The organism is Methanohalophilus profundi (assembly GCF_004137855.1).
Classification (GTDB): Archaea; Halobacteriota; Methanosarcinia; order Methanosarcinales; family Methanosarcinaceae; genus Methanohalophilus; species Methanohalophilus profundi.
Genome location: NZ_QBKB01000002.1, coordinates 788043 through 803859, shown reverse-complemented (window position 1 = coordinate 803859; position 15817 = coordinate 788043). Strand labels below are relative to the sequence as shown.

Annotated in this window: 14 protein-coding genes; 13 read left to right on the top strand and 1 reads right to left on the bottom strand. The window is 44.4% G+C overall.

Annotated elements, in window-relative coordinates; all coding sequences use genetic code 11:
* Positions 1 to 4 precede the first annotated feature (4 nt).
* The 8 genes from C9889_RS04210 (at position 5) to C9889_RS04175 (ending at position 6866) form a co-directional block, all read left to right on the top strand.
* On the top strand, positions 5 to 757 hold the full coding sequence (locus tag C9889_RS04210; RefSeq protein WP_129597409.1) for a tRNA (adenine-N1)-methyltransferase: 753 nt from the start codon (positions 5 to 7) through the stop codon (positions 755 to 757).
* A 122-nt stretch (positions 758 to 879) separates the two neighbouring features.
* A complete protein-coding gene (locus C9889_RS04205) occupies positions 880 to 2358 on the top strand; it encodes an aminotransferase class I/II-fold pyridoxal phosphate-dependent enzyme (protein ID WP_129597407.1) in 1479 nt (492 codons plus the stop codon).
* Positions 2355 to 3353 carry a cobalamin biosynthesis protein gene (locus C9889_RS04200; RefSeq protein ID WP_129597406.1) on the top strand — a complete coding sequence of 333 codons (999 nt, stop codon included), beginning with the start codon at positions 2355 to 2357 and terminating at the stop codon, positions 3351 to 3353. Before C9889_RS04205 ends, C9889_RS04200 begins: the two co-directional genes overlap by 4 nt.
* Before the next feature lie 18 nt (positions 3354 to 3371).
* Positions 3372 to 3956 (top strand): alpha-ribazole phosphatase CobZ, encoded by a 585-nt coding sequence (gene cobZ, locus C9889_RS04195; protein ID WP_129597404.1) that lies wholly within the window; start codon positions 3372 to 3374, stop codon positions 3954 to 3956.
* Positions 3953 to 4780, top strand: a complete 828-nt coding sequence (gene cobS, locus C9889_RS04190; protein ID WP_129597402.1) for an adenosylcobinamide-GDP ribazoletransferase — start codon at positions 3953 to 3955, stop codon at positions 4778 to 4780. The genes cobZ and cobS overlap by 4 nt, the downstream gene beginning before the upstream one ends.
* Positions 4765 to 5382 (top strand): NTP transferase domain-containing protein, encoded by a 618-nt coding sequence (locus tag C9889_RS04185; protein WP_129597400.1) that lies wholly within the window; start codon positions 4765 to 4767, stop codon positions 5380 to 5382. The genes cobS and C9889_RS04185 overlap by 16 nt, the downstream gene beginning before the upstream one ends.
* Before the next feature lie 13 nt (positions 5383 to 5395).
* Entirely contained in the window at positions 5396 to 5791 is a 396-nt protein-coding gene (locus C9889_RS04180; protein WP_129597398.1) for a hypothetical protein, read from the top strand.
* A 346-nt stretch (positions 5792 to 6137) separates the two neighbouring features.
* Positions 6138 to 6866: an RAD55 family ATPase gene (locus C9889_RS04175; RefSeq protein WP_129597396.1), complete on the top strand. Its 729-nt coding sequence runs from the start codon at positions 6138 to 6140 to the stop codon at positions 6864 to 6866.
* A gap of 11 nt (positions 6867 to 6877) precedes the next feature.
* On the opposite strand, the gene radB is transcribed toward C9889_RS04175, so the two are convergent.
* Positions 6878 to 7555 (bottom strand): DNA repair and recombination protein RadB, encoded by a 678-nt coding sequence (gene radB, locus C9889_RS04170; RefSeq protein ID WP_129597394.1) that lies wholly within the window; start codon positions 7553 to 7555, stop codon positions 6878 to 6880.
* 329 nt (positions 7556 to 7884) lie between these two features.
* Between radB and C9889_RS04165 the strand changes: the two genes are divergently transcribed.
* The 5 genes from C9889_RS04165 to C9889_RS04145 all read left to right on the top strand — a co-directional run bounded on the left by C9889_RS04165 (position 7885) and on the right by C9889_RS04145 (position 15785).
* On the top strand, positions 7885 to 8139 hold the full coding sequence (locus C9889_RS04165; RefSeq protein ID WP_129597392.1) for a glutaredoxin family protein: 255 nt from the start codon (positions 7885 to 7887) through the stop codon (positions 8137 to 8139).
* Between the two features lie 166 nt (positions 8140 to 8305).
* Positions 8306 to 10534 (top strand): anaerobic ribonucleoside-triphosphate reductase, encoded by a 2229-nt coding sequence (gene nrdD / locus C9889_RS04160; protein WP_225420096.1) that lies wholly within the window; start codon positions 8306 to 8308, stop codon positions 10532 to 10534.
* Entirely contained in the window at positions 10512 to 11330 is an 819-nt protein-coding gene (locus C9889_RS04155; RefSeq protein ID WP_129597388.1) for an anaerobic ribonucleoside-triphosphate reductase activating protein, read from the top strand. The genes nrdD and C9889_RS04155 overlap by 23 nt, the downstream gene beginning before the upstream one ends.
* Before the next feature lie 204 nt (positions 11331 to 11534).
* Positions 11535 to 12524 carry a thiamine-phosphate kinase gene (gene thiL, locus C9889_RS04150; protein WP_129597386.1) on the top strand — a complete coding sequence of 330 codons (990 nt, stop codon included), beginning with the start codon at positions 11535 to 11537 and terminating at the stop codon, positions 12522 to 12524.
* Between the two features lie 21 nt (positions 12525 to 12545).
* Positions 12546 to 15785, top strand: coding sequence for an S-layer protein domain-containing protein (locus C9889_RS04145; RefSeq protein ID WP_225419982.1), 3240 nt, complete (start codon positions 12546 to 12548; stop codon positions 15783 to 15785).
* Positions 15786 to 15817 lie beyond the last annotated feature (32 nt).

The following is a 15817-nucleotide window of genomic DNA, read 5'->3' as shown; positions in this document are numbered from 1 at the left end:
ATATGTGAAAGAAAATGAAACGGTGCTTTTGCGCACCCGTCATAAAGACAAATTCCGGGAATACCTGACCACAGTTTCGGGTAAACAGTTCCACTGTGAATTTGGTATCGTTGAGACGGCTGATTTGCTGGATATAAAACCCGGTGGCACCATTGTCTCCCATATGGGTCAGCAATTCTCTGTGATCAGGCCCCGGGCCCCGGATATGTTCAGGCTTGCAAAACGCACGGGTGCACCGATCATGCCCAAGGATGTGGGCCAGATTATTTCCCATGCAGGTATAAATTCTTCTGACAGGGTCCTCGAAGCCGGCACAGGCAGCGGTGTTCTTGCCATTTATCTGGGTTCTGTAGCAAAGGAAGTGATCAGCTATGAGATACGTGAGGATTTTGTGGAGAATGGCCGGGCCAATTTGTCCATGGCCGGCCTATCAAATGTGGAAGTTCGCTGCGGGGATATTGTGGATGTGATGAAGCAGGGCAGTGATTTTTTCGATGTTATAGTACTTGATATTAAAGATTCGGCAGAATCTGTCAGGTATGCCTGTTCTAGCCTGATTGCCGGAGGTTTCCTTGTTGTTTATTCGCCTTTTATTGAACAGGCAAAAGCCGTATATCTGGAAGCAGTGAAGGCAGGATTTTACAGTGTACATACCCTTGAATGCCTGGAAAGGGAGTTGTCTGTATCCGAAAGAGGCACAAGACCCGCACCGTCAAGGGTGGGCCACACCGGTTATCTGACCTTTGCCAGAAAATGATCAAGGCTAGATTTATCTTTTTTATCTTTACATAATGTTTCAGGACTAATTATTTTGGAGCATAGGAAACTCAATTTGATTAATTTAATATAGGTTCTATTCATTAGTTCATTTCGATTAACGTGTCTGGTAAGGGATTATGGAAAAAAGATATTGAATCAATCAGGAAACCTTTAGAAGATGGGCACAGAATTGCTCTGGAAAAAGGTATTAGTGAAACAGCTATAATTGATTTCAGTTCAACATCCAATCCTCTGGGCAGTCCCTTTGATTATCCGGATTGCAAATTCTGCCTGAAGGATATTTTTTCCCGTGTGGAATCCATGTATTCCCAATTCCCTGATAATGAATATTCAGAATTAAGGTCCATTGCTGCCAAATATTTTGGAAATAATATTGCTGCTGATAATATTGTTCCTGCTCTGGGAGTTGAAGATGTAATACGCATGGTATTTTCCTCGGTAATTGAAACAGGGGATACCGTTCTTCTGAACAGGTCTCAGAATCCGGCCGATGAAAAACATTGTATAATCAGTGGTGGGGAAGTGAACTATGTTTGTGAGGAAAATTTAAGAAACATATCTTCAGGTTTGCTTAAAAAGGCAAAGATTATTCTCCTTACCAATCCGGATAATCTTTCCGGCCAGCTTTACTCAAAAACGGATTTAATTTCTCTTCTGCAACGCTGTAATGATCATTCTACCCTGCTGGTGGTTGATGAAAGTCTGTTAGACCTAACGGATACATCTGCCACTTTGGCGGATGAAGTATCTCATGATACCAATCTTTTAGTGATCCGTTCCCTGAAATACACCTTTTCGCTTCCCGGAGCAGGGATTGCTTTTGGTATTACTGATGTGGATTTTGCAACGATTCTGAACAGGGTCTGCAACTGCTGCAATATAGGTGCAATGGATGAAGTAGTTGCTCTGTCTCTGTTGGATATGCCTTCCGATATTGCGAATGGTTATCTAACTGCTTCCAGACAATTCGTCCGGGAAAACCGCGGCTACCTTGTGGAGCGTTTAAGTAAGGTGCGGAAATTCAAAACGCATGAAAGTAATACATCCTTTGTCCTTGTGGATGTAAGCGCTGCAAGCCTAGATTCGGTTGAATTGACTCACAGGCTAGCTGAAAAGGGTCTTCTTGTAAGGGATTGTTCCGACTTTTATTCCATGGACCGTAATTTTATCAGGGTCTCGGTGAGGCCTAAAGAGGATACTGATAGGCTTGTGGAAGCTATAGGGACAGTTGTAGTTGACAGTGCCCGGGATAGTGCCATGGAGAATCTTAACCAGATACTGGACGAAGAACCTGTCAGGCCTCTTGGTGCGAACAGGGTATGTCCCTATTATCCCTGCCATTTCAAAGGGCAGGATTGCACTTTCTGCTTCTGTCCCTTTTATCCCTGTGGGGATGAGCGCACAGGAGGCAGGTGGGTCTGTCGCTCAAGCGGAGGAAAGGTGTGGAGTTGTGAAAAATGTGGCCTGGTTCACCAAAAACCAACTGTCCAGGAACTCCTTGATGTCCTCAAAGGCGAGGGAGAGATGGAGGACAAACTCAAAAAGGCCTGGGATGAGGTAATGGAGCCCTTATTATGATGGATTTTATTTTTGCCGGTTATATGCATATGATTTATGTGCTTTTATTTGCTGTGTTAATTGATCTTGCAGTTGGGGAACCTCCGGCTCGCCTGCACCCGGTGGTCTGGATCGGGACACTGATTGGCATTTTCAAAAAGCACATTCCTTCATCGGGAAGAAAAGCCTATGGTGTTTTCATGGGTCTTTCATGCATTCTTTTTGCATCCCTTATTGCCTATATTGTACTTTTAGTGTCGAGTCAATCCGTGGTTCCTGAACTTGTGGGTATAGTTATTGAAGCCTATTTCCTCAAAAGCACTTTTGCTATCCGCAGATTGTTATTTGCCGGAGAGGAAGTTGCATCATCTCTGGAAGTGGGGGCCCTGGAAGAGGCCAGGAGGCAACTTTCCATGTATGTAAGCAGGGACACATCAAAACTTGGTGGCTCTCATGTATCTTCTGCTGCCATAGAAACCGTGTCCGAGAATTATGTAGATTCTATTCTCTCTCCCCTGCTCTATTATTCTGTAGCAGGTCCCTTCGGTCTGATAGCAGCTTATGCCTTTAAAGCTGTAAGTACCCTTGATTCCATGGTTGGCTACCGGGATGAGGCACACAGGGAAGTTGGGTTCTTCTCGGCAAAGCTGGATGATGTACTTAACTGGATTCCTGCCCGGATCTCCCTGTTTTTCATCTGGGTATCTGCATTTTTCCTGAACATCCTGCCAAAAACTATGTCTTTTGACCTTTCTGGCGCATGCTCCTGCTCAAATGATGATTGCAAGGTTCCGGATTCTCCAAATTCAGGATATCCAATGGCAGCAGTGGCAGGGGCTGTAGGTGTCAAACTGGAAAAACCGGGAGTTTATGTACTGGGAGAGGGACTTGCATCCCCGGGTGCGGAATCTATTAAAAGGGCAAACCGGCTTGTAGAAGGAGCCGCTCTTATATCTATAGCGTGCTTTTCACTTGTAATTTATGTATTTACAATCTTTATATGGAAATTTATATAATATGCTCAAAGTGATACTATGAAAATGTCTGATGTAGAATCCAGGAATACAAAAGGAGAACAGCCCGAAGAAGCTGATACCGGTTATACTTATGATATTATGGATATCCTGAAGGAAGAGGGTATTACTGAAGAGGCACTTGTGGAAGCTTCAATGGGACTTTACACACCTCACCCCGGAATAGAGACACGTGAAAAGGCAGAAGCCCTTTTTATAAGGGAACTTCGTCTTGCGATTTCCGATCCCAACCTTTGCATGCTGATCTATTCCGGTATCCTGCTTGAAAGAGAGGGTCGCAATGGTACACTGCCTAACATAAGTCGCGATTCCTATGAAAGGGACCTGACCTTCCTGATAGCCGATGAGGTACTGGGGATGAGCATTTCCAAATATATCAGTGGGGACAAGGGAATGTTTGAGTTTGTCAGGTTCGACAAACAAAAACCGGGTATACTTGCAGAACTCGGTCCTTTCATGGATGATGTCATCGGCGGACTTATCGGAGGCGTTTCTGCCAATATGTATACCAGGGGAATGGCAGAGATTGACAACTCTAAAAAAGAAGATGATGGAAAACTCGGCGGTGGTGTGATAGCCGGATGAGCGGATTTCTACTCGCAGTCAGGACGGGTTTTGGTTTCTTATCGACAATTCCCGTGGGAATTACCATGGAAGGCCTTGATGAACTGGTTAAACGAAGTTATCTGTTTGTTTTTACGGGTATCATACTGGGTCTTTTGATTGGCATGTTTACAGGAATTGTGGAGTATGTATTTCCCGCCAATATTTCCGCAGCCCTGGTTATTGTTTTTATTTACTATCTAACAGGTCTCAATCACCTGGACGGACTGTCTGATTTTGGTGACGGGTGTACGGCTCACGGCTCTCTTGAAAAGAAGATCAGTGCCCTTAAGGATATGTCGCTGGGTATAGGCGGGGTGGCATATTGTGTCATAGGCCTGGTTTTGCTATATGCCAGTATTTCCTCTCTTCAGCAGCAGATATACATGACAGGGTCCCTATCATCGCTGCCACAGTGGGCACTTTTGCCCCTGTCCCTGCTTGTGGCGGAAATCGGTGCCAAACAGGGTATGCTCACAATAGCAGCTTTTGGCAAATCGATCCATGAAGGCCTGGGTTCCATGGTGATCGACAAAACACACGGCGGTAAATATCTGGCTGGCCTGATAATGGGTGGTATTGTATCTGTTCTCGGGCTGGGTTTAATTGGTTTGATAGGTTTTGTGGCAGCCATATTGGGGGCTTTTGGAGTTCTCAATGTTTCCAACAGGCATTTTGGTGGAGTCAACGGGGATTGTATCGGTACCGCCAATGAAATTGCCAGGCTTACTTCCCTGATTGCCATCACTCTTGCAATAATGGCTATCAATACAGGTTACGGAGGTCTTTCATGGATGCTTTTATAATGGCCGGTGGGCAGGGTTTGCGTCTGGGTATGGGCGAGAAACCCTGTGTCGATATTCTGGGTAAGCCCATGATATGTTATGTTGTGGATGCCCTGGAGGAGTCAGAGAGCATTGGTGATGTTTATGTGACAGTGTCTCCTTTTACACCTCACACCGAAGAAGTTGTACTAAATTGTTATGGGGGTGATGTCGAAACCATTGATACTGCAGGCGATAATTATGTTGGCGATATGGTTTATGCTGTGGAACAGGCAAAAGTTGCAGAACCCCTGATGGTAATCATGTCCGACCTGCCCCTTATAACAGCCAGTCTTATCGATTCCATTGTGGAGGAATATTACAGGTGTGGAAAACCTTCAATGTCGGTATTTATACCCCTTTCCCTGTGTAAAAAGGTAGGTTTGCGTCCGGATACCGTTTTCAACTGGAGTGGAAACCTCATAGTCCCCACCGGGATAAATATCCTTGACGGAAGCAAAATACGGGAGGAGCAGGAATATTATAATTATCTTCTTGAAGATCCTGAAGTAGCCCTGAATGTTAATACTGCAGAGGACCTGCAGCGCTGCACTGGCATTCTGGAAAAAAGACAGAGTAAATAATTCGGGGTTCTCTATGACAAATTGTGTCAATATTAAGGGCAAGGATTATTCTCTGGATACATTAGGGCTGATTGTGGGTACACAGAACCCGGAGATCACAAATTCTTTTGCTGAAGAATATCTCTTGTTGTGTGAAGTTCTGGATAATCCTTTAATTCTTCCTTTTTTCCTTGAAAAATTCTATACTATGGATCTACAGGATCCTGAAAATTTCCGATTGGCACTGTGGAGGGTACAGGTTGATTCAGACCTGCGTATTGGAGAGGATATAAGTAAACATCAGCAACGCAGTTATGTTACACGAACACTGGAAAAATTACTTTTCAGTGAGGTGTTGCTTGAAGTTGTCGCAGAACCGGATGCTTCTGATGAAAGTGGTTTTTTGTTCACTTCCTGGGAAGATACATGAATTTTTATATCAGGAATCCCTTATTTTATACGTAAATAAATCCCATTGTGATAAATCACAGATGGATATTTTTGATATTATGTTCTGATTACATTGTGAGATATTTATCAAAAAAGCAGAATACCCCCCCCCCCTTGCGTAAGCTAGGGGGATGAATGCGTACAAAAAATATAAAAATATTAATTACATAATGTAATGCATAAGTTTACGATAACCAAGTAAACTTAATATATTTAAAACACCGTAGGGACTACGGGTAGAGCCTGTGGACTTGTTTTTCGTTAGGAAAAGGTATGAAGCAGGAAGCATCATGCATAAGTGTGGTGTGGTTCACAAGGTGTTTCAAATGGAAGAGACGACAATTCCTGAAAGGGTTAGTACTGGTGTTAAGGGACTGGATGAGATGCTCAAAGGCGGGTACTTTAAAGGTACTGCAAACGTTGTTTCCGGGAAATCAGGTACCGGTAAAACAATTTTTGGATCTCAGTTCATTTATGAGGGGGCAAAGAACGGGGAGAAGGTGATGTGTATAATCACATCGGAAGAATCCAAATCCATTGTTCGGGAAATGAAAGCATCCTTTGACTGGGATTTCAAGAAACTTGAGGATGACGGCCTGCTTTCTTTTGTCGATATAACCGATCCGGGGCTTCGTCTCCAGAAAAGTGTGGAAATCGCACCCTCAGAGCTTATCAAGAGTTTCAAAAAGCTAATTGAAAGCAAAATAGATGATGTGCAGCCTCAGAGGGTATTCATTGATTCAATTGAGGCCCTTTTCCTTGCCATTGAGTCAAATTACAAACTTAGGACCCTCATAGATGATGTGTTTGGTGTCCTGCGCAGCCGTGATGTAACTTCTGTCATTTCAGTAGGCAAGATGTTTGACCTTGATGAGATGGTGGAATATGGTGCCGATTCAGTTATCAAACTGGAACGTGTCAGGGTGGGTAATAATCTCCAGCGTACCATCTTTGTTATGAAACTGAGGGGCTCAAACACAATCAATGAGGTGCGTGTGCTTAATATTTCGGATAATGGGATGTCGGTGCTTGCCCAGTCTCCGTATCTGGAGTAAATATTCTTATTTTACTCCAGCCCTTCCTGGGTTATTATGAATTCCCTGCTCAATCCTTCCGGACGGGAGCGATGTTTGAGCAGGTTGGCTTTTCTTTTGTTCTCGCCTGTACGCTCAAGCTGAATTATGGTTTTTGACATGTGTTCGACCGTACTGCCACCCACAGGTTTCAGTTTGCCCGTGCCTATGTCTGAATAGACCTGATTTGTAATAACAACTACAATTCCTCTCTTGCGGGCCAGGCCGTGGAGATAGCCTATCTGATTGGCAAGTTCTCTGCGAGTACGGATACTTTTCTCTTCATCTTCAAGGCCAAATCGGTAATACGCAGTTGCTGAGTCCACAATTATAAGTCCGATGTTCTGGGCACTTATTTTTTCTATCTCGTGGATTGCAGAATACTGTTCCTCGAAACTGTGGGGCTCGTAGATGATTATATTCTGGGCAATTTCCCTGGCATTTTCACCTGCTATCTGCCTGAACCGTTCCGGGGAGATTGCTTCAGTATCAACAAGAATTGCTTTTTTCTCATTCTTTACACAATGGACCGCAAGCTGGAGACAGAGGTTTGTCTTTCCGCTTCCGGATTCTCCATATATCTGGGTCACAATTCCTGCTTCGAACCCGCCTCCAAGCAGTTCATCAATGGGTTTGCACCCTGATGTAAGTAAGTCGGTTATATTGTACACCTCAATTGGTTCAAGTTACTGCTATTATTGGTGTTTAGGTTATACATCTTTTGGAAACGTTCTTATTTGTTTGTTACCAGATCGGATAATACAATAAATTCAAAACATTTAGATTATTTTATTGTATATCATATTTGTTACCAGGCACATTTCAGTGTATTCAGATATAGGCTGAAAAAGCATTATAAATGAATGAATCCTATTTCGTATCTACTCACTGTGGGAAGTCAGTCGTTTAGGGGAAATCAAAACCGGATTCATGCTTGTTGATTCCTTTCTATCTTCTCTGGCTCTCCTGATGGTGTTTATTGTTATGAGGATGGAGTATTATGTCTGAAATTATTATCTATACCACCGATGTCTGCCCGAAATGTGCCCGTCTGAAAGCGACGCTAAAAGAGAATAATATACAGTTTGAAGAAGCAGATATGAACTCTGCGGAAGCACTTACAGAACTGCGCATAAATGGTGTCTTTACAAGTGAAGCACCTGTATTGCAGATAAAGGATGAATTCCTTACATCTGACAATCTATTCAAAGGTAGTGATGTGGATATGGATGTCCTTCAGGATTTGCTAAATTAAATGGGGGCTTAATATGGATACTATGGCAGAAGAAATTGAAAGGAAAGGGAAAAATACGGATATAAGCGGTGCCTCTGAGGACACCATCCCTTCGTCCAATATTGTTGACTCAACGTTCGAATCATCTCCACGACAGCAGACTCTTGACGGGAGTTTTGTTTCAATAATGCCTAAAGTCAGGAACACTGACGGACATATGGTTGAATGGGACCGCAATATCGTTGTAAACCAGCTGCTAAAAGAAACCTCTCTCAGTGAACGTTTCCATGGTACGCCGGCTATCACCCGGGATGAGGCTATTGATATAGCAAAGGAAACGGAAAAAAGGATTCGTAGTATGAATCTCAAGTTCCTATCCGGCCCACTCATCAGGGAAGTTGTTAATATGGTCCTGATTGAGCGCAATGAGGTGGAATGGCGTAATATTTCCACCAGGGTAGGTACTCCTGTTTATGATGCCTGCGAGATCGATATGGGTACCGGGTTTGAAGCCAATGAAAATGCCAATCTCCAGGAGAATGCGGAAACCTCCCACAAGAAAAAAGCCGACAAAATTTCCAAGGAACAATATCTTTTACTTCTACCACCCAAACTTTCCGATCTTCACCTGAATGGTGATCTGCATATCCATGACCTGGAATACATGGGAACCCGGGCTTTCTGTCAGGATTGGGATTTGAGATATTTCTTCTATTATGGTCTCATGCCGGATGGTTCCGGTGTCAAGGCCAGTGTTGCCGGTCCTGCAATGAAAGCTGAAGTTGCAGTTCTTCATGCAGTAAAAGCTCTGGGTAGTGCCCAGACTAATTTTGCCGGTGGTCAGGGATTTTATAACTTCCTTACGTTCCTTGCCCCCTTTTTAGAGGGTAAGTCCTACAAGGAGATCGACCAGCTGATGCAGATGTTCGTTTATGAGATGACTCAGATGATGGTGGCCCGGGGAGGACAGCTTGTCTTTTCCTCCGTACAGCTTTCTCCCGGGGTTCCAAAACTCTGGAGAGATAAACCTGTAGTCTACCGCGGACGTGTCTGGGATGGTTCTGATGGTAGTGACGTAAGGGTTTATGGTGATTATGAAAGAGAGGTCCGTCTTGGTTTCCAGGCGCTTATGAATGTCATGCTTGAAGGTGATTACTGGGGTAAACCCTTTAATTTCCCCAAACCGGAGATCTCCATTGAGCCTGATTTCATGGAAGAGGACGAGATGTTCAATCGTGCCCATCCAGAACTTCCGACCTATGATGATCTTTATAACCTGACATTCGAACTTACTGCCAAATTTGGCACTCCTTACTTTGATAACCAGCTTCCTCCTTACAGGGGAGCAGGGGAAGGAATCTCCTGTTACCAGTGCTGTGCCTATCAGTTTTCTGCAAATGCAGAAGATGATGATGAATTTGATGAAAAGCTCAACTTCACGGATGGAAAACACTTTTCCATGGGTTCCTGGCAGGTTGTTTCCCTGAACTGCCCAAGGGCTGCCTACGAGGCAAAGGGTGATGATGAGGAACTATTCGCGAAGCTTAAAGGTTTGATGGACAGGGCAATTGAGGTGTTCCAGACCAAACTCAAATGGATGACTCCTATCATTGAATCCGGCAGGATGCCTTTTGCCACCCAGCAGCCCAAGGACCCGGTTACCGGCAAGAAAGGTACTGTTGCTGTTGATATGGATGGTCTTGTGTTTACCATCGGTGTGGTGGGTATCAATGAGATGGTCCAGTACCATACAGGTTCCCAGATGCATGAGTCAAAAGAGGCTTTCAAGGTTGCAGTCAGGGCAATGACAGAAATGGAAATGCATGCCCGCAAGATTTCAGAGGAACACGGGATAGAGATAGCTCTTGCACGGACGCCTGCTGAAACTACCTGTCAGAGATTTGGTGTTTCAGACCTGCTTCATGATGAGTACAGGGAAAAGGCTGCTTCGGTTCTCAAGGGAGATGTGGAATCCTCACTTTCCAGTCTCAGGGAGACACATGACCTGCCTGTGTATTACACCAATGGTACACATGCACCACCGGGCGCAGACCTGTCCCTGATGGAGCGGATCAATGTGGAGCATGTGTTCTTCCCTATTGTTGATGGGGGTAATATCATGCACATCTGGCTTGGTGAAGGTTCTCCCGATGCAAAGGGACTGAAAGACTTTACCATGCATCTTGCACGCAACACCCAGACTGGCTACTTTGCTTTTACAAAGGATATGACTGTCTGTATGAATGATTTCCATATGATGTCCGGATTGCAGGACCGTTGTGAGAATTGTGATTCAGATAATGTGGAACAACTTTCCAGGGTTACCGGTTATATCCAGTCTGTAGGTGGATGGAATGCTGCCAAGAAACAAGAACTTGCGGACAGGATGAGATATGGCTCCCCGGACATGCGTTAAAGATTTCGAGGTAAATTTCGGGGACTATGTCCCCCTTTCTACCCTCGATTGGCCGGGCAGGGCCTCCGTAGTTTTCTTTTTAAGGGGCTGTCCTTTCAGGTGTCCCTACTGCCAGAACTATTCTATTTTGAATGGTTCAGAGCTGGTTGAAAGTTCCCAGATAAAACAGTTAATGGAAACTTCCCGTCCCTTTGTGAGTTCTGTGGTAATCTCCGGTGGTGAACCTCTGCAACAGGAGCAGGCAGTTTCCGGAATCGCTCAGATTGCCCGGGATATGGGACTTCTGGTCGGGATACATACCAATGGTGTACACGCTGATGTTCTGGAAGGCCTTATTGAAAATGAATTGGTTGATGGGGTTTTCATCGATGTTAAAGCCTCTCTTGAAAATGCCGAGGATTATGGCAGGATGATTGGTTATGGTTCCTATCCTGCTGTGACAATTTCACCGGCAGATGCTGTGAATAATGTGCAACGTTCCATAAAACTGGCTGCAGAGAACAAACTCCTGCAGGAATTAAGGACAACTGTGCTGCCGGGTTTTATGGATAGTCCCGAGGATATTGAATCGCTTGCTTCTTCTATTGTAAAATGTGCTGGCAGGGATATTCCCTATTTTATCCAGCAGGGCGAAACGGAACATTCAATGGACAGGAACCTGAGGGATTTGTCTCCCTTGAGCCGGGATGAACTTTTATCCCTGGGTTATGCTGCAACTTCTTTCCTGAATAATGTCTGTATACGTACAGGCAAAAATGGTACTGAAAAAATAACTTCAAACCAGTCTGTAGCTTAAGTAAGTTCTTTATATGTGCCGGCAGTACCTTTTATAAGGTATGTTTATGAGAAGCATACCCGCTGAATCATTGCCTGTCCTGCAGGTACTTGATCTGCAGGTGTGCTTTCTGGCTTTTTCCGATGCCTTCTGATTTCGTGAACCTTAACATTCGTATTGCTGATATAATGCGAAGGCAGGCATTGGATATTTCCGGAGGTTTCCATGGTATCAACGATAAAGGATATTGATGAACGCGCATTTATCGCACAGCTGGCTTCAGTTTTTGGCAGGGGAAAAGATGAATTAAAGGTGCCTGCCGGAGATGATGATTGTGCGGTCCTTGAATTTGGCGGGGAGTACCTTGTAGTTACTACGGACATGTTGCACCAGAAGACTGATTTTCCCGATACGATGACCCCCTGGCAGATCGGCTGGATGGCTGCTGCGGTGAATTTCAGTGATATTGCTGCAATGGGTGGCCAGCCTCTGGGTTTGCTTGCGGCGGTGGGCTATCCCCAAAACATGTCTCTGGAGGACGCCGGGGAAATTGCCCGGGGAATGCGGGATTGTGCAGAATTCTGCGAAACTTCTGTAATCGGAGGGGATGTGGATTCCCATGAGGAACTTACTATCACAGGAACTGCCCTGGGCAGGGTTTCCAAAGAAGAACTTCTCACCCGCAAAGGGGCAAAACCAGGCGATGTTGTATGTGTTACCGGCACGCTTGGGGCAGCCGGGGCAGCCCTGGAAGCCTATCTGAAAAATATTGATGTTGATGGTGAATTCATGAAACCCCTGCTGGAACCCGTACCCCGGATTGGCGAGGGCAGGATGCTTGCAAAAAGCGGTGCTGTGACCTCTGCCATGGATACCAGTGACGGGCTGGCACTGTCGCTGTATGATCTTGCATCGGTCAATGAGGTGGGTTTTGTCCTGAGGGAAGATTCCCTGCCAATAGACAGGCGTGTTTATGAGATTGCTTCAAGCAAGCAGGAAGCCCTGGAACTGGCGCTGTATTCAGGCGGGGATTTCGAGTTATTGGTGACTATTCCAAGGAATAATTTCAAGGCGTTACAGGCCGAATCTTATTTAACTGTTGTAGGAGAAACTGTTGGCATTGATGAAGGTATTAATTTAATTGGCAAAGATAGGGCAAACTTTGCTATTAATCGAAAAGGTTATTTACATATAGGGACATCTGAACAGATATGATTATACAAAGGAGATTATGGTATGAAAACCGGATTTAAGATTTTATTGATAGGATTGATGATTATTGGAATGGGTTGCGGAGTGGCGGCTGCAGAGTCGGCACCGAATGTCTCATCGTTTTCAGTTTCAGACATTGATACTAATAACGCTACAGTAAATTTCAATGTAAATCAGAGTAATGCTTCTACGCGCATCGCTTACAGTACTTCCCCTGACCTTTCCCCTTTCGATTGGTCTGTTTGGGACAACAGTACTTCCAGCAGTCGCAGTATTTCGTTATCAGGTTTACTTGAAGGTACAACATATTACTATAGTGTCTATGCTCACAATGGCACAAACGATAGTCTTGTCTTTAATACAACAATTGACAGTTTTGAGACTGTTTCCCCAACCGCACCTTCAATTTCCGATAGATCGGCATCCAATATTGGTGGCGACAGCGCTACGATAAATTATGTAGTTAATCAGAGTGATGCACCGACCAGAATTGCTTACGGAACTTCTTCAGATCTTTCTGAAAGGTCAGGTTGGTTTAATGATTCCACAATTCACAATGAGACCATTTCAGATCTGAATGGATCTACGAAATATTATTACAGTGTGTATGCCTACAATGCCAGTAATACAAGTGTCTACGATAATTCATCTATAGACAGTTTCACAACAATTTCTAACTGGGGAGACCGCATATGGGTTGAAGGCGAAGGGCAAGCCAATACTTACATATGGGATGGCCGCAGTTTCTCCGGCTTCTACTATGACCTTGACACAGGCGACACTTCCGAGTCTATGACAATTACGATTGATGTTGATGGTCGGGAGATCGAAGAAAATGACCTTGTGTATAGTACCGAGCCTGTATCCAAGGAATTTGAGTACAATGACTGGGACAATTACCAGATCATAGGCTTCATGGCAGAGAGATATTTTGCCGGCTATAATTCTACTGAGTTTGATGCTGATGATCCGTATACTCTCAGTCTGATGTCAGATGGCATCCTATCAAAGGTTCTGATGGATACGGATGACGATGAATCTGTCTACTCCGGATCATCTCTGGCTCTTGAGGAAGGTTACAACCTCAATATCCAGCAGGTGGACGTAAACGGGGACAGTGTATGGATAAGCCTCACTCAAGATGGAGATGAGGTGGATGATGCAATCCTTTCCTCCGATGAAACCTATGTTTATGAAAAGGATCTTGGAGGCGTGGATGATGTCCCTGTAATTGCCGTACACATTGATGACATATTCAGCGGCACTGAGACAAATGCTGTCTTTATTGACGGTATTTTCCAGATTTCCGATGATTATGTGGAAATCGATGAAGGGGATGATTTTGGTGAGATGGAAATTGACAACGTTGGCGCTAATGAAATCAAGATGTTAAATGAAGATGACATTGATCTTGAAGAAGGTGATATTATTGACATCATGGGTAAACTCAAATTCATAGTAGCAGACGATAATGATGTATTGAGATTTGCACCCTTTGTTGATATGTCAGAACCCGGCACCTATGAACTCAGGGGTACTATTGCTGAAGATGAAGGATTCAGCTGGACGCCTCTTAATTTTGAAGGGTTCTATTATGATATCGATGAAGGATTAAGAAGTGAGTCTTTCAATGTGACTAATTATGATGACCGGAATATAGACGCAGGTAATCTGGTTTATAAATCCACTCCTATAGATGTCGAGTTTGAATATGGTCCTTGGGGTAAATACAATGTTATAGGTTTCATGGCTGAGAAATACTTCGCCGGCTACTCTGATGATACAAGTGATGACATAACAGATGACGATATAAGTCTCATGTCCAACGGCCAGCTTTCAAAGGTCCTTATAGACGATGACGATGAAAAATCGGTCTATACCGGCTCTTCCCTGATACTGGAAGAAGGTTATGCCCTCAACATTCAGCAGATAGATGTTAATGGTGAAAGTGTAATGCTTGAATTGACCAAGGACGGAGATGACGTTGAGTCGGCTATAGTATCCTCCAATGAAGATTATGTCTATGAGAAAGATGTCGGTGATGAGGATGATGTACCGATAATCGTTGTCCATTTCAATGAGGTATTCAGTGGTACTGAAACCAGTGCTGTGTTTGTTGAAGGTATATTCCAGATATCCGAGGATTACCTGGAAGTCGAAGACGGAGACGACTTTGGTGTAATGACAGTTGAAAGTACAACTGGAAGCATTGTCCTTGAAAATGAAGATGACATCGATCTTGATGAAGGAGACACCATTGACATCATGGGTGAAATCAAGTTCAAGGTTGCCGATGACAATGACAATATTCGTTACTACCCATTCGTTGAAGTGGAAACCGAACCCGATGAATCTCTGGACATTGATATCGAGCCAACTACCGTTGTCGAAGGTGAGGAAATCACTTTCACAGTAACCTCCCGTGGGGCTTCTATCAGGGATGCATCGATACTCATTGATGATGAAAAGGTCGGAACTACCTCAGATGAAGGTGTTTTCGAGTATGATGCTGATGATGCCGGTAAATTTACTGCAACTGCTGAAAAGGAAGGTTATGTTTCATCAAAAGGTAACTTTGAAGTAATATCTCCTGAGGATGAAAGTAAGAAGATCAGTATCGAAGTTTCCCCGGAGGAAGTCTTTGAGGGTACGCCGATAACCATCTCTGTGGTCAAGGCAATAGGTTCAGAACCACTGGAGGATGCCGAGGTATTCTTTGATGGTCAATCCCTGGGTGAGACTGATGAGGACGGCATTATATCTTACAATCCAAAAGAGCCCGGTACCCACAAGCTGGAAGCCAGGGTGGATGGATACCTTGATGCAGAATTGAACATCAAGGTCAATGAACTGGCAGCAAATTTCGAATTCAGTAATCTGAGAATCGAGCCATTGCCTGCCACTGCCGGAGAGGAATTCACGGTAATGCTTGACTCGATCAACACGGGTAATGCAGAGGGCAGTTACACGGTCGAGTTATCGATTAATGACAATGTGACAGATAGTCAGGAAATAACCCTCGGACAGAACAATTCCACAACCGTTGAATTCACCTCTACTGCAGGTGAGCCGGGGACCTATCTTGTGGAAGCAGGCGGCCTGTCAACAACCATGGATGTGGAAGAGGGAACCAGTATTGTATTGTATGTCCTTGGTGGCCTTCTCCTTGTAGTTGGTGGAGGTGCAGCCTACGTATTTGCCACAGGTGGAACTGCCAAATTCGCTGAGATCGCAGAATCCCTGCGTTCCATGCTGGGCAGGTAAAGCCAGAATAGGAGCGCTTAGAAAAGCGCTCT

Bases quoted from the DNA above. Each gene is read 5' to 3' on its own strand.
- cobZ (WP_129597404.1), top strand. From the start codon at position 3,372: ATGAAAATGTCTGATGTAGAATCCAGGAATACAAAAGGAGAACAGCCC.
- C9889_RS04185 (WP_129597400.1), top strand. From the start codon at position 4,765: ATGGATGCTTTTATAATGGCCGGTGGGCAGGGTTTGCGTCTGGGTATG.
- C9889_RS04145 (WP_225419982.1), top strand. From the start codon at position 12,546: ATGAAAACCGGATTTAAGATTTTATTGATAGGATTGATGATTATTGGA.
- C9889_RS04165 (WP_129597392.1), top strand. From the start codon at position 7,885: ATGTCTGAAATTATTATCTATACCACCGATGTCTGCCCGAAATGTGCC.
- C9889_RS04175 (WP_129597396.1), top strand. From the start codon at position 6,138: ATGGAAGAGACGACAATTCCTGAAAGGGTTAGTACTGGTGTTAAGGGA.
- C9889_RS04180 (WP_129597398.1), top strand. From the start codon at position 5,396: ATGACAAATTGTGTCAATATTAAGGGCAAGGATTATTCTCTGGATACA.
- C9889_RS04200 (WP_129597406.1), top strand. From the start codon at position 2,355: ATGATGGATTTTATTTTTGCCGGTTATATGCATATGATTTATGTGCTT.
- nrdD (WP_225420096.1), top strand. From the start codon at position 8,306: ATGCCTAAAGTCAGGAACACTGACGGACATATGGTTGAATGGGACCGC.
- C9889_RS04155 (WP_129597388.1), top strand. From the start codon at position 10,512: ATGGCTCCCCGGACATGCGTTAAAGATTTCGAGGTAAATTTCGGGGAC.
- cobS (WP_129597402.1), top strand. From the start codon at position 3,953: ATGAGCGGATTTCTACTCGCAGTCAGGACGGGTTTTGGTTTCTTATCG.
- thiL (WP_129597386.1), top strand. From the start codon at position 11,535: ATGGTATCAACGATAAAGGATATTGATGAACGCGCATTTATCGCACAG.